Annotated in this window: 15 protein-coding genes; 5 read left to right on the top strand and 10 right to left on the bottom strand. The window is 56.1% G+C overall.

The annotated features are described in order from the left end of the window. The first annotated feature begins 242 nt into the window (after positions 1-242). On the top strand, positions 243-1,829 hold the full coding sequence (locus FHS27_RS13470; RefSeq protein WP_221225096.1) for a TIGR04222 domain-containing membrane protein: 1,587 nt from the start codon (positions 243-245) through the stop codon (positions 1,827-1,829). Between the two features lie 12 nt (positions 1,830-1,841). On the opposite strand, the gene FHS27_RS13465 is transcribed toward FHS27_RS13470, so the two are convergent. From FHS27_RS13465 to FHS27_RS13455, 3 genes are all read right to left on the bottom strand, one after another. Continuing rightward, entirely contained in the window at positions 1,842-3,281 is a 1,440-nt protein-coding gene (locus FHS27_RS13465) for an MBL fold metallo-hydrolase (protein WP_184305455.1), read from the bottom strand. Between the two features lie 278 nt (positions 3,282-3,559). Next, the gene (locus FHS27_RS13460; protein WP_184305454.1) at positions 3,560-4,015 is read right to left on the bottom strand and encodes a hypothetical protein; all 456 of its coding nucleotides are present in this window, start codon (positions 4,013-4,015) and stop codon (positions 3,560-3,562) included. A 98-nt stretch (positions 4,016-4,113) separates the two neighbouring features. Then, complete coding sequence (locus FHS27_RS13455; protein ID WP_236624912.1) at positions 4,114-4,560, bottom strand: YbjN domain-containing protein; 447 nt, start codon at positions 4,558-4,560, stop codon at positions 4,114-4,116. A gap of 193 nt (positions 4,561-4,753) precedes the next feature. Between FHS27_RS13455 and FHS27_RS13450 the strand changes: the two genes are divergently transcribed. Next, positions 4,754-5,419, top strand: a complete 666-nt coding sequence (locus tag FHS27_RS13450; RefSeq protein WP_315854559.1) for a pyroglutamyl-peptidase I — start codon at positions 4,754-4,756, stop codon at positions 5,417-5,419. On the opposite strand, the gene FHS27_RS13445 is transcribed toward FHS27_RS13450, so the two are convergent. From FHS27_RS13445 to FHS27_RS13425, 5 genes are all read right to left on the bottom strand, one after another. After that, positions 5,361-6,146 (bottom strand): (5-formylfuran-3-yl)methyl phosphate synthase, encoded by a 786-nt coding sequence (locus FHS27_RS13445; protein ID WP_184305453.1) that lies wholly within the window; start codon positions 6,144-6,146, stop codon positions 5,361-5,363. The two genes, FHS27_RS13450 and FHS27_RS13445, sit on opposite strands and share 59 nt — an antisense overlap. A gap of 252 nt (positions 6,147-6,398) precedes the next feature. Next, positions 6,399-6,800, bottom strand: coding sequence for a DUF3467 domain-containing protein (locus tag FHS27_RS13440; protein ID WP_184305452.1), 402 nt, complete (start codon positions 6,798-6,800; stop codon positions 6,399-6,401). Positions 6,801-6,993: 193 nt separating this feature from the next. After that, complete coding sequence (locus tag FHS27_RS13435; RefSeq protein ID WP_221225095.1) at positions 6,994-9,231, bottom strand: hemolysin D; 2,238 nt, start codon at positions 9,229-9,231, stop codon at positions 6,994-6,996. A 72-nt stretch (positions 9,232-9,303) separates the two neighbouring features. Continuing rightward, positions 9,304-10,242 (bottom strand): efflux RND transporter periplasmic adaptor subunit, encoded by a 939-nt coding sequence (locus FHS27_RS13430; protein ID WP_221225094.1) that lies wholly within the window; start codon positions 10,240-10,242, stop codon positions 9,304-9,306. A 180-nt stretch (positions 10,243-10,422) separates the two neighbouring features. After that, on the bottom strand, positions 10,423-12,474 hold the full coding sequence (locus FHS27_RS13425) for an efflux RND transporter periplasmic adaptor subunit (protein WP_184305451.1): 2,052 nt from the start codon (positions 12,472-12,474) through the stop codon (positions 10,423-10,425). A 352-nt stretch (positions 12,475-12,826) separates the two neighbouring features. Between FHS27_RS13425 and FHS27_RS31090 the strand changes: the two genes are divergently transcribed. The 3 genes from FHS27_RS31090 (at position 12,827) to FHS27_RS13410 (ending at position 15,362) form a co-directional block, all read left to right on the top strand. After that, the gene (locus FHS27_RS31090; protein ID WP_246419747.1) at positions 12,827-13,471 is read left to right on the top strand and encodes a hypothetical protein; all 645 of its coding nucleotides are present in this window, start codon (positions 12,827-12,829) and stop codon (positions 13,469-13,471) included. A 262-nt stretch (positions 13,472-13,733) separates the two neighbouring features. After that, positions 13,734-14,192, top strand: a complete 459-nt coding sequence (locus FHS27_RS13415; protein WP_184305450.1) for a GNAT family N-acetyltransferase — start codon at positions 13,734-13,736, stop codon at positions 14,190-14,192. A 102-nt stretch (positions 14,193-14,294) separates the two neighbouring features. Further along, complete coding sequence (locus tag FHS27_RS13410) at positions 14,295-15,362, top strand: M42 family metallopeptidase (RefSeq protein WP_044254651.1); 1,068 nt, start codon at positions 14,295-14,297, stop codon at positions 15,360-15,362. A 119-nt stretch (positions 15,363-15,481) separates the two neighbouring features. Here FHS27_RS13410 and corA read toward each other — a convergent pair whose 3' ends face one another. Then, positions 15,482-16,624, bottom strand: a complete 1,143-nt coding sequence (gene corA / locus FHS27_RS13405) for a magnesium/cobalt transporter CorA (protein WP_246419745.1) — start codon at positions 16,622-16,624, stop codon at positions 15,482-15,484. Positions 16,625-16,644: 20 nt separating this feature from the next. Further along, on the bottom strand, positions 16,645-20,118 hold the full coding sequence (locus FHS27_RS13400; RefSeq protein ID WP_246419741.1) for a mechanosensitive ion channel domain-containing protein: 3,474 nt from the start codon (positions 20,116-20,118) through the stop codon (positions 16,645-16,647). Positions 20,119-20,519: the final 401 nt, after the last annotated feature.

Raw genomic sequence — 20,519 nt, 5'->3', positions numbered from 1 at the left:
GGCGGGCTATGAAATTGGGTGCTTTGTTTACCAGTAAGCAGCGTACCTAATGAACCGGCGTTGAACATGTTTGTGGTTTTCCCCACGCCGGGGCTGGTGATTGATAGGGAGCGGGGCAGGCGATTTTGGCCGTCGATACGATGCATTCGGAAACGCAATTTACTCGGATTCGCTTCAGAATCATTCCATTTGCGCCCTGCTTGCTCGCTTTTCCCGCCTGTTGAGGTTGGAGGAATTTTGTGATGAAGCTGAACCATGAATTCGTCGACCATGACACGTTGTGGCAAGACATCTCTCATTTTTCGATCGGGGGCGAGCCTGCGGACTGGACCGTGCCACCAGCCAATCGTGGGCTTGCGTTTTCGCAACGATTAGCTCGCGAGAACAACTGGGAGATCGAGTATGCACGCCAATGTATTGACGAGTATCGGCGGTTTCTGTTTTTGGCAGCGACTGCCGGGCACTCAGTCACACCTTCGGATGCCGTTGATCAGGTTTGGCACCAACATCTGGTTTACACCGAGAACTATTGGATCGATCTTTGCCAAAATGTGCTGCCTGCTCCTTTGCATCACGGGCCGACGAAAGGTGGTTCCCAAGAACGGGTTCGATATCAGGATCAGTATGAACGGACTTTGGCATCCTATGAAAAAGCATTTGGTGCCGCACCGGCTGAAGTTTGGCCGTCGACGGAGGAAAGATTCGCTCAGTCCGTCTCATCGGTTCGGATTGACCGCCGAAAGTATTGGTTGGTCCCGAAGATAGCCTTCGGCCGTCCGGGTGTTTCTGGTTCGCATTATGCGATCGGGGGATTGGCCGTTACGCCGTTGGCTGCGTTGTTCCCATTCAATTTGCACGGCCCTCAATTTTTGGCTGCTAATGGCTTGGCTATCGCAACCGGTTTGGCATTTCTCTGGATCTGGTTCCACATCAGCAACGGTCGGTCGACCGATAACCGACTGAGTTCTAGGCTCGGATGGGGGCAACTGGCCGTGCTGACGGGAGGCAAACGACGCTTGCTGCAAACAACGCTTGTCGCGTTGCAAAAGCGTGGCGTCGTCAGTTGTGATCAGCAGGTTTTCTCGATCGTCAATCGGCATGCGTTGCAGGTACAGCGAGACGATGACCCGATCGCCATCGGTTCGATGGAGGCAATCGCGGACTATCTCGAAGAGAGCAAACAGCCTCAGACACTCAAGCGGTTGATGTTGGCGATCCATTCGACCGCAGCGAACGCCGAAACGCAAATGAGTGATTCGGGTTTGTTACGGAGTTCGTATCAACGCAGCCGGTTTTATTCGGGGGCGTTTGGTATCGCGATGGTCTTGTTACTCGTCGGTGGGATTCGATGCTTGCAAGGCTTAGACAACAACCGCCCCATTGGTTTGTTAGTTTTGGAAATGGTGATTGCGGTGATCGGAATCCTGGCCGCCATGCACTGGGCGAGTCGCGTGCGGTTGTCTGCGGCGGGGCGTGCGGTTCAGCAGCGGGCACAGTATGACTTGCCCGAAACGAATCTGAAGTTGTATCGCGAGGACGCCAATGCTGATTTCGATGAGTTACCGTACCTGGCGTTTTGGGGGCCTGTCGCGGCGGCGTATCTTTTTTCAGACCCATCCGATCTCTGGGCAAATGAAATGTTGTATGCCGAAGAAGTCTCTGCCATGGAGAAGGCATCGACGGCAGGCGGTTGGGCGGATTGGACGAGTACGGGCGACGGCGGTAGTAGCGGCGGACTCTTCGATAGTTTTGGACTCGGAGACAGTTCCGGCGGTGGTGACGCGGGTTGTGGAGGCGGATGCGGAGGATGTGGTGGCTGCGGCGGTTAGTTGACGGGGCGATCACGGCGAGAGAACGACGGATTGGGAGTCGGTGCTGGACGATTTTTCGACCTGATTGCCCGCGTTCTGCCACGCCTGCATGCTGCCGGGAACATTGCATACTTTGCGGTAACCTTCACGCTGCAAGATGCTGGCGGCGATACTGGCTCGATAGCCGCTACCACAATAAACGGCAATAGGATCGTTGGTATCAAGTTCGAGATCCCCGTTGAGCCCATCTCGCATCTCGGCAACGAACTGATGTCTCGCACCAGGGATCCGCTGTTTTTCAAATTCCTGTGGTGATCGCACGTCAAGAACCTGATACTCGTCTCGATGTTCGGCCAGTTCGTGCACGGAAAGTTGCGGCAAGGTTTGCAGCGGGAGGCCTTCGTTTTGCCATGCTTTCATTCCCCCAACGAGATACCCGGTGAAGTGAGTGAGGCCGACGTTGATGAAGTGCCAGATGATCCAATCCAACCGAGATTCATCTTCAACAACAAGAAGAATCGGTCGTTCGTACGAAAGCATGTCACCGGCCCATACGGACAACTCAGGCCGGTCACCAATGTTGGTCGCGTTTGGAATGTGTCCGCCGCCAAAGGCCAACATCTGACGCGTGTCGATCAGTTGAACGTCATTGTGTTGCACGGCGTCATGAAACTGCGTCGGTGTTAAGCCAGGGATCGCGGGAACGCCGGAGGTCGGTTCGGGACCGCGAGCATTCACCTTTTTCAAGATCGGATAGTGGTGCGGGACGGGTGGTGCACCGTCCTTGACGAAATCGCGAAACGCGTCGAAATCATCATGTTGCAAAAACGGGTTGGTTCGGCGTTCGTAGCCGATGGACGACAGGGGACGTTCACCGATTTCGGCACCGCATGCGGAACCGGCGCCATGGCACGGATAAATGATAACTCCGTCGTCGAGTTGCAGATAATAGTCGCGGAGTGTGTGAAATAACTGCCTCGTTAACTCCTCTGTTTCTTCTTGACCGAGGAGGTCGGGCCGCCCGGCGGACCCGACAAAGAGAGAGTCGCCACTGAGGACTCCCCAGGGTGAATCGGTTTGATCGTGTTGGGCCAGTTCGTAGGAAACGTGTTCGGGAGTGTGTCCGGGTGTGTGACGTACGGTCAGTGCCACCGAGCCGAATTCGAACTGTTCTCCCGCTGCGAGTTTCTCGACCGGGTATCCGTATTGGGCGTCGCCTTCCCCACTGACGTAGACTTTTGCATCGCCGAGACGTTGCTGTAATTCGCGCGACCCACTCATGAAGTCAGCGTGGATGTGCGTTTCAAAAATGTGCGTGATCGTAACGCCTCGACTGCGACTGAGTCTGAGGTAGATCTCAACGTCTGGTCGGGGATCAATCACGGCGGCCGTCCCTGTGCCAGTGTCTCCTACGAGGTACGAAAGCTGGGCGATGCCATCTGTCTTTACTGTTTCGAATACCATTGTCATCGGTAGCCTCCCGCATGTGTTGGTTTGAATGATTGCCGGTCGAGAATGCGAGTGCTGGGTCACAGCGAAGGATTGAGGCACAGGCCATTGCGAATTCGGTCAAAGCATTCGGCAAATATTGAGACCTGCCCCCGGTGCTGAACGAGTTGCGTTTACTCAAACCAAACCGTGGCGTAGCACTCGCGTTTTATCGCGGCGATAGAAATACGCTGTCAGAGGCGACGCAAATCGCATGCCTGTCGAGTTGGTTGTGTGACACCTGTTCAGAGTCTCGCCTGTTACTCAGGTGTTGTTACGAGAACGACGGCAGAGATTGCCGCATAAATCAGGACGAGGCATAAGAATCCGATTCCTGTTACCAACCACGTGGAACGACCTTTGATACCACTGAGGATTTGCCGTATGTGTTCCTTTCCTTGGAACATTTTGGCGCATTGGTACATCGTGAAGGTGTAAGCGGCAGGCAAAACGGTGTTGGGGAATTCGTCAGGAAGAACGAACGCGATTGCGAGCAGCAAGACCGTGCTCAGCAGGCCGACGACCCAGGCAATCTGTGCGTCGGCGGGTTTGCCGAGTCGTCTGTAGTTCGATGCCAACAACAGGCATCCGGCAATTGGGGCACCGAGGAAGGTTGCCCAGGCAATTTGTCCAGGCGAAAACAACGCGATATTTGAACTCGAGTCAGTCGATGGCGAATCGGCGGCAATTTCGGGCGGCGTGTAAGGATTAGCCATCTGCGGAACGCTGCTTCAAAATGAGGGCTGAGGCGAACGGAAATCCTGACGGTGCCATGCCGCCAGCCATTCCTTCTGCTCAATCTCAGGATCGTTTTCTACATCTCGGCGGCACTGATCGCCAATTTGACGTCTTCGTTGCCGTAGATGATCGACAGGAACGCGGGGACGTAACGATCGATCATGGCACCACCGACGTAGAGGATGTGGTCGATGATATCGTCCTCGGGGAACGTTTCGCCCAGAGGCAATGCGGTTTGATAACGGATTTCTCCGTCCTCGAAATCCATTTCGAAATTCCCGAGTTTCAGTCCGTAGTTGGCTCTCGTGATCGCTTCGGCGATGAGTTGACGGTGGCTCTCGGGAATTTTGTTGGCCGGGTGTGTGAAGACCTGAAGCATCGATTCATCGATGATCATCATGACGCGAATGTCCCCGTGTTTGCCTTCGAAGAGCATGCGAAATAGGCCTCGCTCTTCGTCTTGATCGTAGACTATCGCACCTCGGTCCAAATACGCGCTGAGCTGATCGACTAGAGCAGACATGTCGGTGACTCCGGGGCTTGACGATCTGAAATTAGAAGAGCGATCCGCAGGAGGGGGGAATCGGCAGAACAGGTGAGGAAGACATTCTGTGCGATAGGAAGGTTCGCGACGGTCATGATTTGATTGTACTGAAAAAATCATCCGGAAGCTAACCTGATCGCGCGCGGCTGTTCGGGCGAACTATACTTCCAGGGTGAACGCAAAAAACGATGCGTTCGGAGACATTGTTTTATTCCCGTCCTTCCTGACTCGACCGGCAGCTGCCCCTGTGACCCGCGTCCTATTGACCGCATTTGAGCCTTACGACCGCTGGCCCGATAATTCGAGTTGGTTGGCGTTGATTGAGCTGACACGTTGGCACGACGGCCCGATCGAGCTGGTGACTCGCCGGTATCCGGTGGAGTTGGGCCGGATGAGCGAAAAATTGAGGACGGATCTTCAGGAAGACTATGATTTCGCTCTGCATTGCGGGCAGGCTCCAGGTGCGTCGCAACTCCGGTTGGAGGCGGTGGGGCTGAATCTGCGTACCGACGGCAGTGAGATTCTGTCGGGGGCACCGGCGGCGTACCGTAGTCCATTGCCGTTGGCGGCAGCAGCGGCGCGGATTCGTGAAGCGGGCATTCCGGCGACGGTTTCCAATCACGCGGGGACTTATCTGTGCAATGCGGCGTTGTTCTTGAGCCAGCATTACATTCGATCGTTCGGCATGCGAACCTCTTCCTCCTTCGTTCACATGCCGCTTTCTCCGGCTCAAGTCGCCCGCGAAAATTCGGATTCGCCGAGCATGAGTACGCCGATGGTTAGCGCGGCGCTGGCAATTTTGATTCAGCAGTTATCGGAAAGCCGCCGGTCAGTCTGAGCGAGCGTTGCCATCTCAAAACGCGGTTTGGGTCGAGCGAGCCTGTCCGTTGTAGATGACCGGATTCATTCGATCGGCAAACGTCACCCCGAACTCCCCAACATCCAGGGACTATTCCGATTTCGTGAAGGCGTTGGGCCTGGGGGAGTTGAATCGATCCGGCGAGGGCAATCCATATTCCGGCGTTGTGGGCGGTGTTTAAGAGACTCGCGAGATGCGCGTTGGAAAGGTGATCGGTCAGCGATCGTCCGTTCTTGATAAATGTATCAATCAACAATCTTTTGTGGCCCGATTCGATGGCAGTGGCGAGCACGTCGGCGGGAGCGAGGCATCCGGCCGCCTCGTGATCGGCATAAGAAACCGGAACCAACTCGACCGTCGGCGGTAAGGGCAGCGAATCCCAGAGGCGTCGGAGTTGCCCGGACGAACGCATGCCGCTGGGCCCGACTTTGGCAAATCGGAATTGGTTCGGGACGAGTGCCGCGATAGACGATGCAGTGTTGCTTTCGCCGAGGGCCGCCGACAGTGAACGGTCTCGCAAGCTCGTGGACGCGGCGCTCCAGATTTCCGGTTCGACGGGTGCCAGGGCCCCTCGTCGCGGTTCTTTGAAATCAATCACGTCGACATCCGCCTCGGCAACCAGAGTTGCTTCATGAATGTCGCGGACGCTGATGAGTAGTTGTGGGGCAGATGACGGTGCCGCCGTGGTGACGCTCGGTTGGTTCATGAACGCAGCTTAACGAGTTTCGAATTGGTTGGCGTTGGGAGGAGGGGAGGATTGAATTGCAAAACGCGGAGAGGCGGCAACAAGGCGCTCTGTGCGTGCGTCATCAATGGAACTTCGCATGTCGTTACGGGAACGCTCCGTCAGCGAGTTTAGGAACAGGCATTAAAAAACCACTCTACCGCGATGGTAGAGTGGTTCGGTCGAACGTGTCGGCGAGTGGTTGATGACCCGCCGGCAATGCGTTTCGTTGTTCTACTTTTGTTGCTGTTGCAAACCTGGACGAACTCGTTTGTTGATGTCGGTTTCGAGAACACCGAAGACCGATTCGTGACGAGCGACCGACATTTGCAATGCGGCGAGCAAACGTTTCGCGGTGAAGAAGTTCACGATGATACGTTGTTTGACTTGGATTGGCTCTTTTGGCACGCCGATCGGTTGTGGGTTCAAACCGAAGTCGATGATCAATTCTTCGGGCGATCCGGTAACGCGGCAAAAGTTTGCGTAAGTGGCGAGTGCCTCTTTGTCTTCCACTTGAACCTGAACAGGTTGTTGTGGAGGAGTTTGAGCTTTCGCTGCAGGCGATGTCGGTTCGGCGGTTGCGGTCGCGGTTGCCGATTCTGCTTCTACCGAATCGTTGCTGTTGTCGTCTGCCATCAAGAATTCTCCAAAGGTGAGAAAGGGGGAAAGGTGAGTTGGTTTCGCGTTGGGTCACATGTTAAAGGTCCCCCCCATACTCGCAACGCGAAAGCGGTAGGTGTGGGACAATAAAACTGATTTTTTCAATCAGTTCGTAGATCGGCTTGCTTCAATTTGCGTGGTTTGTGAAGGATAGGTCGCTGTCGTTGTTTTAGAAATCGAAGTTGAAAGTTTTGATGATGATGCGCCACAGTCGTTGGCCCAACGACATCGGATCGACGTGTACTTTTGCGGCGCCGCGGTATCCGGGACGTAGGATCATGTCAGTCGTGTCGATTGGGACGCGTGCTTGATAGGAGACGCTGCGAGGCCGGACTTGGCCTGTTTTGGGATCGATCTCTGTTTGCAGGTCGCCACCGGTTTGGCTCGACATTGATGTGCTGGCCGCGGCCATCGGGTTCTTAGAGATTTCATCGATGCTGCCGTGGAAGGTGTGCAGTCGGAGTGAATCGAGTTTCAGGTCGACGAGCTGTTCTTCGCGGACGAGTTGTCGGTCACCTTGGTCGATGATCAGCACGGCTTCGAATGCATCCGGGGCGCCGATCTCACAGATCATATCGTCGGCGGTCAGCAGGGCGCCGCGGTTGCGTTCGTGCAACGGCGTGCCGGTCCATCCGGGTAAACGTCCGTCGCCGGGATCGTTGGATGGACGCTCCGGTGGCGGCAGAACGAAACCGTCCTGCTTGGCTTTAATAGTCAACCGATCGATCTCTTCTTGGGTTTTAGCCCGTAGTGAGCGGATCGAGTGCAGCATCTCTTCTTGCGTTTCGAGCTGCGCGACGATCGTTGCGTCTTCTTGTGCGCGGCGTTTGAGGTTAGCTAATTGCACCGAAGCGAAACGTTCTTCGCCCTGGAGGTCGGCCAAACGAATTTGCAGTTCCGGGTTTTCGAGAACGGCGATCGGCTGTCCTTGCGTGATGCGAGTGCCAACGGGGACAGTTTCAACGACGCGTCCGACGGTACCGGCGTAAACGGCACCCGCTCGGCTCGGCCGGATTTCAAATGCGGCATCGATGTGGTGCGGCAGCGGGATGTAACACACCGCCGCAATGATCGCTCCGGCAATTGCCAGCGAGGTGAGGAGTGGGCCACGTTTCACTTTTGAGAGTCTCCCTGGTGTACGGACAAATTTCCATGTTTGGATCACCGGTTGGGCAATCAGTCCTGAGAATCCGACCACGGCCAGCATTCGGCCGAGAGCTTGCAGCCCATAAGGTTCGAGGACCTGCATCACGAACCAGGCAATCGAGAACACGACGACCCAGCGATAGATGACACTGGCGATGGTGAACATGCCGAACATGAATCGGTTGCGTTGCGGCAAAAACGGGTCGTCTTGCAATTCCAAACCGAGGCAGGTTTCCTGGAACCAACGTTTGAGCACTTCGGTGCTCTTTTGACGAAGGTTTGGAATTTCCAGGTAATCCATGAGGATGTAGTAACCGTCGAATCGCAGCAACGGGTTGCCGTTGACGAGTACCGTGCTGATGACGTTGAGGAACATCATGTTCAAACACAGGTCGTTGATCGTCGTGCCTTGTTGGCTGAAGAACCAAACGAAGGCGGCGATTGACGCGAGGATCATCTCGACATAGATCCCGCCGGCACCGATCCAGATCCGTTTCCACTTATTGGGCAACATCCACGAGTCGGAAACGTTGCAGTACAAACAGGGCGTGAAGACGAGCAGCATGAAGCCGATCTCGTGACATTCACCACCAAATTTCTTGCAGCTCAAACCGTGCCCGAATTCGTGAATGACTTTCACGATCGCCATCGTTGCGGCCAAGATGATCCATCGATCGGCAGCGAAGAACTGATGGAACGTCGGCAGTTTGGCGTAAACGGTTTGGTACTGCGTTGCGAGCAACAACGAGGCGGCGATCAGCAATCCGATGAAGAAAATCAACGCCGGAACGGTGAAGATCCAGCCGAAAATCGGCAACATGCGGTTGAGGATTTTCTCGGGGTCGATCCCGCGGAACCGGACGGCGAAAACGTTCGACAGCTTGCCGAGGAGTTCTTTGTTCTTTTTAGTGCGTCCACGTTCGCGGAGCGATTTGCCTTGGCCCGGTGAATTACTGATGACCAGGCCGCTGCGGTGCAGCATTCCGATGAATTGCTGCAGATCGCCGAAGGTGATTTTTTGAGGGGCGAAACGTTGCTCGAAACCGTCTTTGATTTGTTGCAGGCTGACGTGTCCGTCGAGCATGTTGAGGATGAAATACTCTTCGTCGTGAAAACGAAAGTACTGCAGCCCGACGGGTTCCTTGAGCACCCAGAATCCCTGGCCCTGGTAATGGTGCCGACTCGCGGTCAAGTCAGGACGTCGGCGCACCGTCAGTGCACGTGACGAGCTGCTAACCAGTGATTCAGCAAGGGTGGCCATGAATTAGGAACGTTGGGGAGCGTGGGGATGTTTTAGGGAATCGTTTGGAGGTGACGGTCGGTCGCAAACGATTTATTCAAACAGGATTTCGGCTTGCATGCCGGGCTTCACGATCCAAGCTCCGTTTTCATCCTTGACGTTGTCGATGTCGACCCAGATGCGAACTTGGCGGCGAAGGTTTAATTCGCTGCTGACGAATCCGAGTTTGCTTTGAACGATGACGGGACGGTCCCGATCGCTCGACGAGAAGACCCGCACCGTGACCGGCAGTCCGGCACGCACGCGGCCTGAGAAAGCGATTGCGTCAACGACGCCTTCAACGCGAACGCGGTCGAGTTGCACGATGGTCGCGATCGGCGAACCGGGTTGAACCCATTCGCCTCGTTGGGCGACACGGGTTTCAACGTATCCGTCGAAAGGGGCGACGATGCGGCGTCGTTTTTGTTCATATTCGGCAATTTCTCGCTCGTTACGCTTGGCGACGTACTGGGCCAATGCGATCTTCTTTTGCATTTCGGCCAGGTCGATTCGCAACGCCGCGCGGACTGCCTCGAGTTCCTTCTTCTTCATTTCCCAGAATGGGATCGCCTGTTCTTGGTAAAGCTTCTTGTGCGATTCGGCTTCGGCGTCGGCGAGTTCGCGGCTGTTGCGTGCGTCCTCCAGGTTGACGTCGTTGTCGGCGTTCAGCATCGCTTCGGTTTCTTCGGCCCGTTTCAGTTCGAGAGCGAGCTTCGCGGCTGTGTCGTCGATCACGGCGAGGATGTCGCCGGCGACGATGTCCATGCCCTCTTCGAAGTTGAGCTCGATGATTTTTCCTTCGACTTCAGCCGGGATGTTGACGTTGCGGATGTACTTGACACTGCAGTTGTCGGCAACCACTCGTTGGCCCGGAGACGCCAGTCGTTGCGAGGACGATTGAGCGGTGGCGGGAGCGTTTGTCAACGACAAGGAGGCGGCGACAACAACCACGGCGAGCAAAGCGTTTCGTCGATATTGCGGAGTGAAATGCATGGGGAGTGTTCGCGAAGGGAGCAAAGGCAGAAGAGATGAAAGAGAGAAGGTGAAGAGCGATCGGAATGGAAGAGTCAAGTTTTTGTCGTGAATTGGGTTAACCGTCCTGGCTCTTGTGTTCTCTCGATCCGTCCGTTGGCTTTGTTGTTAATTCGTTTTGGCGCTCAAGCGTGTGGTGAATTAGAAAATGAACTTGGCAAACCATTCGTAAACTTCGTGCAGCAACACGAACCCGCTTGCGCGTCGTCCGACTTTGACGTCGGCAGTCAGTTTGGTCCCAGGGCTCGGCGAGAGCTTGCGTAGTTCGTCTTGATCAGGAATGACTCGCATCTTGATGATCGAGCCGTGTTCTTCGCTCGCCTCGGCGCGGAGGGAGATGTTGTTGACCGGCAACGTTGCGGGCAGCGGGTGATCGGGGTCGGATGCCAAGATGTAGGTGACCTCGAGGTCTTTGCCGGCGTTGGCAGCGACAAACTCATCCAAGTGCCCTTCGCGTTTTTCGGGCATTTCGATTTCGAGGTACATCGGTTTGCTCAGGTCGGCGATTTCCATCAGGACTTGGCCGGTGGAGATCGGGCGATTGAGCAGCAGTTTTTCGACTTCCCATGACACCACGCGTCCATCGATCGGCGAACGAACGATCAGGTCGTCGGCTCGCTTTTTCTTCAGAGCGAGTTTGGCGTTTTGGGCATCCAGTTTGGTTTCGAGTTCGAGTTCTTCGCCCTCGAGTGCACGCAAGTCGGTTCGCTTGAGTGAATCGCGTTTGGTCAGTTGGCCACGGACGCGTTGCAGTTCCGCTTTCGTGGTGTAGATCTGCCCCTCGAGTTCGGTGATTTCGACTTCGACGTCGGGGTTGATCATTCTCACCAACGGTTGTCCGGCGGTGACCATCGAATTGTGGTCGACGAGCACTTCGCGAACTTCGCCATCGATGCCCGCAAAAATTTCGCGTCGAGCTTCTGGTTTCAGCGTGCCGTCGGCTTCGAGATCGAAGTCCATCGGAATGAAGAAACCGGCGGCGATGAGGCCCAGGATCAGGCCGAGCACACCGAGTGTTTTAGGCAGCGTTCGTGCGCGGAGGACCCAAGTGGCACGACCGAGCGTTCGCCACAACGGCATCAGGAACAGGTTCGTGTGCGCCTGTGAGTTGGCGATCGCGCGGGTTCCGTGTTCGTAGACCAAATCGCAACGTGTGCGGAAGACGTCCGGCGGGAGATCGGTTTCGATTTGTTCAACGATCAGGGCTCCGATGACTTCGCCTCGGTGGGCGTCGTCGCGGTCGACTTCGCCGGCGGCACCGACTTCTTTTTCGTGACCGAGTTTTCGTTGGGGCTCACGCAGCGGCAAGACGGCGAGATTACGTCCGTACGACAAATCGACGTAGTCCTCGAGGGCTTCTTCGATTTGAGGCGGAAGGTCTTCGGTCGTGCCGTCGTGCCATAGCGGTTCACCGGCGGCAACGACTCGGGTCGCGAGTACGTTCAGCGCTGATACGATGTTGGACCGGTTTTCGATTGTGTCTTGGCCGCTGATCGCCTCGACGGTGCACTTGCGGCCTTTCTTGATTGCCACACTGACGCGGTCGCACCCGATCAGACGGCGACCTTCGTTGGCGACGATGTAGGCGGTTTCTTTGAGATCGAGCGATTCGTGGGCGGCACGGGCAAACGAGTCGGCTTGCTGCCAGAGGGTTTGTCGATCACCGAGTTTGATGAGTTTTTGGCTGCGCAACCATTCGGCCGCGAGTTCGCACATCTGTTGCAGGAACCGGAGGTAGCCTTTTTGGGTTTCCGGTGCGGTGTCGGGGCGTTGAAAGATTTCGATCAGCCCGTCTTTTTGACCGTCGTGTTGCAGGGCCCCAAGGACGAGCAGATAACGAGTCGGGTTGCCTTCGGCGTCGCCGTCGGTCGTGCCACTGTAGGGCGGGATCAGGACGGATTGACCGGCGTTGGCGGCCCGTTGAATCAGCCGGCGGTGGCGGGCAGCGTCGTCGCTGTCGTCGGCCAAAATCGAAGGTTCGGCGTTGATCTGGTACTGCAGCCGCAATTGCCGGTCTTCGTCGAGCAGCCAGATCGCACCGCCCGCGGCCGCCAGGGCCGTGATGATTCGAGATAGCAGTTCGGGGTAGAACTCCGACGCCGTCGATCCGCTCTTGGTCAACGCAGCGATTTCGTTGACAAGACCGCGGATCTGAGCCTTGGTTTCTTCGACCGTTTGTTGGTTGACCGACATATGTCTGGTGATCTGGAGCGGATGAGGACGCGGGAGAACAGAGATTTCTGGTTACGAGAAGACGGTAGTTGAAACCACCTTCCCCCCGCCACAGGAAGTTAATTCGAAACTTGGGTTTGCTGGGGTCTCTAGACCGATCGCAACGTCTGTCACGGACGGGCCGTCTGTGATGAAGCGGCGATTTGCTCCGAACCCCCGGGTAAGAGCGGTCAGGAAACCCGTGAGGTGCCTCTTTCGGGAAAAAACGAACAACTGAACTGGACTGGTTATACAATTTGTATAACCTGGCGTCTAGTCTTTTTCGTCGCGAAAATGTAGAGCGGCAAGAACCACGCATCCTGATGGACCTGATTTGAACGCCCCGCTCAAGCAAATCTCTGCACTTCGTAAGTCGTCTGAGCCTCAGAATGGCGACAATACCCAGAGTGCCTCGCAGCCGGAAACGCTGAAAGCGGAAACCTTGGGAGCGTCAGCATCGGCTGCAGATTCGCCTCCTACCGATTCCCCTACTTCAGAATCCGCGACTACAGAACCTTTGAGTGCCGAGGCGTCGATTGTGGGCGAGTCCGCCCCTGAGGCACTGGGTGCCGGAGGCGAGTGCGAAAGCATGGATGTTGCTCCCGGAGAGCCGCTGGTTCCCGCGGAACAGTTACTCGAATCGCTCGAGCAGGAGCTCAACCGGATTCAGCGCTCGATGCGTTTGACGTTGCAGGCGAAACTGCAGGCTCTCGTCGGCCGGTCGCTGGGGTCGCTCGAACACAACCGGGCCCTCGCCGCGTCAATTCAAGCGATGCTCGATCAGCACGGCTTTCGCTTGCGTTGTCAACAATGCGGCCACGCCGCGATTCTCCGGGTGAGCCCTCGAAAGGGCATCCCTTCCGGGGCGTTCGTGCTCGACCACACGATCGATGGCAAACGCACCTTTCACGGCGGTGGCGCGATCGTGCCTCCGATTCACTTGCTGGCCAAACCACAGCGGAAGCGTCGCGTAGGCTGAGTCGCTGGATGGGATCGCTGTCTTCATGGGCGAGTCATGGGTGGGATCCCCGATGGCTTGCTTTCGCCAGCGATGTTTCTGATGCGTGGTTTTCGTTAACCGTCGCCAATTTTTCCGTCATTGGATTGTGCGGTCACTTCGGCGGCCCACTGGCGTGCCTCCGCTCCTCCTCGGGTCGCGGACTTGGTAAAACGACTGGTCGAAGTCAGTCCGAATCGTTCCCGGCCTGCCGTGTCCGCTCAACGCGCTTTTAAGATTGTTTATGAACCCTGATTCTGAATCGTCGTCCAAACCGACTTGCGAATTGCGGCAAGCCCTTCCGAGTGATGCCGAGGCGATTCACGCGTTGATGAGGCCGTTTGTGTCGCAACATTTGTTGTTGGCACGTACGGAAGCTGAGATCATTGAGTTGACTCGTCACGGGTTCGTGGCCATGCAAGGCGAGCGGTGCATCGGGTTCGCTGCGGTCGAAATCTATTCGCCTAAGCTAGCCGAGTTGCAGTGTTTGGCGGTTCATCCTGAGGCGCAGCGTTTGGGCCTTGGGCGTCAATTGGTTGCTCAGTGCATCGACCGTGCCCGATCGCTCGGCGTGATGGAAGTGCTCGCGATCAGTTCCTCGGAAGATTTCTTACGCTCCTGTGGTTTTGATTTTTCGTTGCCGGATCAAAAGAAGGCATTGTTCTATCAAATTCGCGAGCGGCCCTTTGACGAACGTAAGTAACTTCACACGTTAGCAGCATTGTCTTTTCGCAAGATCAATGACGTGTTTCCTCGTCCCATCCTTTTTCCGTTTTCCCAACATTGAGATTGCAGCCCAATGGCCATGACGCCTCTTGAGTTTCTCGAAACCGCCATCCGTACGCCGAGTCCTTCGGGATACGAAGAGCCGATTCAGAAGTTGATTTCGGAGTATCTCAAACCGCACACCGACGATGTCTCCATTGACGTGCACGGGAATTTGACCGCCTCGGTGGGGCCGGCCGATTCGCCGCGATTGATGCTCGCGGGGCACTGCGACCAAATCGGAATGCTGATTTCCTACATCGACGAAGAGGGATTCCTGTACGCACAAACGATCGGTGGTTGGGATCCGCAGCAGCTGATCGGGCAGGCGATGACGGTTTGGACGGCCAACGGTCCCGTATCGGCCGTGATCAGTCGAAAGCCGATTCACTTGTTGTCGTCAAAAGAACGTGAGGAAGTGGTTCGGTTGGAGGACATGTGGCTCGATATCGGTGCCACTAATGGCGAGAAAGCGGCCGAAGTGGTTCGCATCGGAGACCCCGTGACGCTGGATCTGCACTACCGACGGTTGCTCGGTGATTACGTCAGTGGTCCGGGGATGGATAACAAAACGGGCATGTGGACGGTGATGGAAACGGTTCGCCGAAGTGCTGCGGAGTTGTCGGAGACGCCGCTGCAGTGCCAATTGTTCGGGGTTGCGACGGTGCAGGAAGAGATCGGCCTGCGTGGTGCGAAAACAGCGGCGGCGAGAATCGCTCCTGACGTTGCGATCGCGGTCGACGTCACGCACGCGTCGGATTGCCCAACGATCAGCAAGCAACAGCAGGGAAACATTCGACTCGGCGGTGGGCCCGTGATCGTGCGTGGACCCAACATCAACGCGAAGGTTGCTGCGCGGCTAATTGAGTTGGCAGAGGCGAACGGCATTCCTTATCAACTCGCGGCGCTTGGTCGTGCGGCGCCGAATGATTCCAACGTCTTGCAGATCTCCGGTGCAGGTGTTGCCACCGGTTTGGTCGCCGTTCCCAACCGCTATATGCATTCGGCGGTGGAGACTATTTCGACCGCAGACATCGAGGCGATCGCCAAATTGCTGACGCTCTTCGCTCAAAGTCTCACGCCGAAGTGTTCGTTCATTCCCGGTTGATCGAGCGAGTGTCGTGTAAGTCGGCGCACTTCGTCACTAAATTGCTTTCCGTAGCACGGGCTGCCAGCCTGTGTCACCCGGCAGCATTTTGTGTATCTGTTGCACCTGCGTCCTCGCTGTCAGCTGAGCCAGCCTTTGCGGTACAGGAACGCGAGTAAACCACCGGCCATCAGAGCCATCAGGCTAAGGGCGAACGGGTAACCGAACGCCCAGTGGAGTTCGGGCATGTTGAGTTCGGATGCCTTCGGGTCGAAGTTCATTCCGTAGATCCCGGCCACAAAACTCATGGGGATGAAGATAGTCGCGATGATGGTCAGCACCTTCATCACATCGTTGTTTTTCTCACCCAGCATGGCAAAGTACAGTTCACGGACTTCTCCACAGGTTTCGCGATCGGTATCGGCGGCCTCGATGATCTGTTGAACATGATCCTGACAATCGCGAAAAAACAATGAGGTGTCGTGAGAAATCAGCTCGCCTTCTTCGCGTAACACGTTCATGATCGCGATTCGATGTTGATTCATTACTTTGCGAATCAGCAGCAATTCACCGCGGATGCTATGCAGGTGCAGCGGCAGTTGGCGATTGCCTCCGCTCTCGAGCATCACACCGGCTTCGTCGAGTCGGTCTGCGAAGGCGTCGACCAATGGGAAATAGCCGTCGATGATGGCGTCGAAGATCGCGTAGGCGAGGTAGTCCGCACGTCGTCGTCGGATCCGACCGAGATTGTTGGCGATGCGGTGCCGGACCGGTTCGAGGCAATCGCCGGGGCGTTCTTGGACGGTGATGACGATGCCGTCGATCAAAAAAATGCTGACTTGTTCGGTTTGGAACCCGTTGTCTCCGGTCGGCATTCTGACGACAAAGAACAGAGTGTCGCCGTAGTTTTCCGTTTTTGCGTGTTGGTGCAGGTTTGCGACGTCTTCCATCGCGAGCGGGTGGATGCCAAACATCCGCGTTAGTTCTTTGAGCATCTTGGCATCGCCAACGCCATCGATGTTGATCCAAGTGACTCCATCGGGACGTTCAACCGGAGCCTCGGGATCGGGGTCGATAGCCGGGGCATCGACGGGCGCGAGTTTCTTTTTAGTCGCAAACTTACTGAGGTCGCCAGCGGAATCGTACTTTTGATCCGAGTAGTTTTTAGCGTCGTAGGAGATCACTCGGATCTGGCCTTTGACGGCTCCTTTGGGGGCGACGATCGATCCGGGAGCTTTGCCGACAGTGTCGAGTACGCGCCGCCGACGACGCGACAAGAGCATGAGTTTGATATTCAAAGTCGTTACGCGGCCTCTCTGGAAAGATCGCTGGCCGGAGAGATGTCAGACGTCGGTTCAACGGCCAGTGCTTGGTTCGATTCGGTTCCCAAACTGAGTCCGGTGACGCCAGCCTGGGTGCGGATGTGGAGGTCTCGTTGTGGGAACGCGATCTCGATTCCCTCGGCTCGAAAGGCCCGGTCGATCGTGGTGTGCAATTGGTGGATAACTTCGAGTCGGTTGTCGAGTGTTGGCAAGTACGTTCGCAGCACCATGTTGAGTGTGCTATCGCCGAAGCCTTCAAAAGTAGCGACCGGCGCTGGGTCGTCGAGCGTCATCGGATGATCTTTTGCCACGTTCTCTAGAATCTCGCGAGCCCGTTCCGTGTCTGAACCATATGCGACACCGACGTTGACCAAAATCCGATTGACCTTGTCCGACAACGTCCAGTTTAACAGGCGGCCCGTAATGAATTCTTTGTTCGGAACGACATATTCTTTTCGATCCCAGTTGGTGATCGAGGTGGCGCGAATTCGAATGCGTGAAACGACACCGCTGACATCATCGACGGTCACGACGTCTCCGACGCGGATGGGACGTTCGAGCAAGATGATCAATCCGGCAACGAAGTTCGCAAACATTTCTTGCAGGCCGAAGGCCAAGCCAAACGTTAACGCGGTCGCGAGCCATTGGATCTGTGACCACTGCAATCCGATGGTGGAACATGCGGCGATCGTTCCGATCAAAACGATCGCGTAACTGACCAGGGTGGTGATCGCGTAACGTACCGAAGCGTCGACAGGCAGTTGTTGCAACACCGACATTTCGAGGAGACCGGGACCGTTGCGAAACAAGACAAAGGTTACCGCGGTGATCAACAACGCGAGTGCCAAGTCGGACAGAGTGATGACCGACGTGTTTTGGGCGTTCGCGGAGATCGTAGAAGAGGCGGTCGCGTCGTCGCCCGATGTGGGCAACATGGTCGCGGATGCGATCGAGGGCGAGCTAGCCGTATCGGTGCTTGCTGCGGTGGCCGTCGTCCAGATCGGATAGTTGTCCAGCATGCTGAGTGCGGGAAGCACTTGGACCCAGATCATCCATAAACCGACCACTGAGCACGCGATCATTCCTGAATTGATCAGTCGTCGTGATTGTTGGCTTTGTGCGGTGATGTCCGCTTTGGGGTCTTCGGCGACGATTCCCGCCACCATTGGCGAGGCGGCATCCCCGGTTGTGGCGGACGCCGATGCCGATGCACGTTGCCGAGATTGTTCCATGCTCAGATACCGTCGCCGAAGCATCAGCATTCGGAAAAACAGCGAACGGATGATTAACAGCGAGACCACGAATCCGAACGTCGCAAACAATCGCCACGAGAGCACTTCGGCGGTGTAGTAGAACCCGGCGATCGTCAGCATCGCGAGCGACAATGGCACGCAGGTTCCCAGAATGGCCCACGCGTGTTTGATACGACCGCTCCACGGCGATTCATCGGATGAAAAATATTCACGCAGCACGCCACCGGGCGTTAGCAGTCGATAGACGCCATAGGCCGCAACGCACATTCCAATCAAGAAGAACACCCGCTCGAGCGAATCGCGTCCGTGAGATCGTTCGGAAACGGACAGCGTCGCGGTAACAAAGACGATGGGCAACGCGACGAACGCCATCTTTCGCAGTCCGCTGCGGAGCGATTCGGTTGCGTGCGAGGACCAACGAAAGTGTGCTTCCCCGAGTCCCATCGGGCGACAAACCTGACGCACGAGTTCCAACGCGATCCAGATTAGCGAGACGCACAGGAAGCCGTTGCTAATCGCGGCAACGAATTCGGAGTCACCGGCGATGCGGTGAAGCCGCCATGCCAGCAACGCGGTGAACGTTGGCCATACCGCGGAGACAAGCAGCGTGAAAAACGAGGCTTGGAACGTCGGCAAGATTGAGCGGCAGTTGGCTCGGTCGGCGTTTTCGCCGAAGCCTTTAATCCGGTCACGCATTTTGCGTCCGCGAACCAAAAAGACTGCCCACGGCAGCAGGACCAAGAGATAGAGATACGAGCGTTTTCGAATGTCAGATAGAAGAGCGGAGCCGGCCTCAACCCATTTCGCAGGACTGATCAGCCACGTGTCGGATGCATCGAGACTCAGATCGGTGGTCAGTGGGCGACCGCTACGAATCCACAGAACGCGTTCATCGATGTAGTTTTCGTAATCCGCGGCGAGCCGGATCAATTGTTGGTCGGTGGTATCGAGCTCGATCAATTCGTCGAAATACTGACCACTGCTTTTAATGAGCGTGTCCAGCGTCTCACGGCGTCGTTGAATCAAATCCTGAGCGGCTGATTCCAACAATGCCATGTTGAGCGCCGCGTTGTGTGTTGGGGGAATCTCTGATTCGGATTTACCATCGATTTCAGCGATCAACGATTTGGCGTCGCCGACTTCTTGACGTTGATCCTCGTAGTCGAAAACTTCGTATTGGATGTCATTGATTAGCGGTTGACGGAGAGCGACTGCGGCCCGTCTTTCCGAGACATCAGGGAGGTCTTTCTTTTGCTTGCGAAGGTGGGCGCCAATGGAGCTGGTCAAACCGACCGATTCGACCTTCTTTTGGGTCAGGTTAAATTGCCGGACGAGTGACTCATAGACTTCGGCTGCGGCTTTTTGATCTTGCTCGGCCGAGGCCAATGCTTCAGCGACGGCTTTCGTTTTTTCGGCGAGTTTTTGGTTCGTCTCTGCGTAGTCTTTCAATGAGGGCGCGGCCGCGATGGCTTCAAAGCGAGCCTGTTGGATCGATAATTCGGCGGCCCTCTCACGTGCCGTGTTGATTTCCTTTTGAAGCAGCTCGATACACTTTTCGCGATGAGCGGCGTTCGCGTTGGCTAGGTCGATTCGCAGTCGCAGGACGTCGGCAGATTCTTCCGCGTCGTATTTTGCCAGTTCGGCCTGAAGAGCGGGTAGCTCTTTGACGAGCGTCAAACGCCGTGTTAGCAGGCGTGCTACCAACGAGTTCGATAGCGTTGACGCTTCCGAGGACGAGAGTGTTTGCAGTTGAGCGGTGGCGTCGACGATCCGTTGTTCTTTGGCCACCATGAAGGCGCGGATCTCTTTGCGGCGCTGGGACCGGGTTTGTAGCTCCGATTCGGCGGCCTGGCGGTTCTTCTTGTGCGTGGCAAGCAACAATTCCCATTGTGGTAGGAGTTGTTCCATCTCCTGCAGGCTGAGGCCCGGTTCGATTCGCGTGGGTTGCCCCTTGAGTTCGTCTCGCTGTTGTTTCAGTTGTTCGGCGCGTGCGGTGACCGTTTCGGTTTCGCTGACAAGGGCTCGCTGGTTGGCTTCGTTGATCGCCGCGGATTTAAGGTTGGCGAGTGCTGAACGATAGTTTTCGATCCCCTGCGTCACCTGCAGCAGTTTGTCCGCATCGAGATCTTTGCGGCTTTCGAGATCGGCGATCGCTCTTTCGACCGTTTCAATCGATAGAGATTGTTCGGTTGGCGCGGGCAAGGGTTCCGAAACCTCCTGGGCGTGCAAAATTGACGCAGGGAGGGCGATCAGGAAGGTGCAAAAGAGCGAAACCAGGGATGGTTGAGACGGTTTCTGCGTACGCAAGATGGGTCACCAGGGGTGCGGGGAGAAAGGCATCGCGACGCTAGAAAAGACGTCACATTGGCGTCAACACGAATCCGAGAAGAAGGCGGTTAGAGGGTGCAAAACGCACGCTAGCATGGTGTTCATGGGCCTCGCCCCGCGATCGGGTTGGTGGCGTTCGGAGTGGGGGGATTGATGCCGAATCCGTCGTCTGAATTTCGTGGGGTGCATGACAGGGTTTGTTAGGTTTCTTTGATTTTGGTGTTGCGACGTCGATGGCGGAAGCCGTCGTTTCTTTGGCCTCGGCGATGCCAGAA

Origin of the sequence: Aporhodopirellula rubra (genome assembly GCF_014192335.1) — a bacterium.
Lineage (GTDB): Bacteria > Planctomycetota > Planctomycetia > Pirellulales > Pirellulaceae > Rhodopirellula > Rhodopirellula rubra.
Note: the sequence above shows the minus strand (reverse complement) of the source record. Positions and strands in the feature narration are given on the sequence as shown.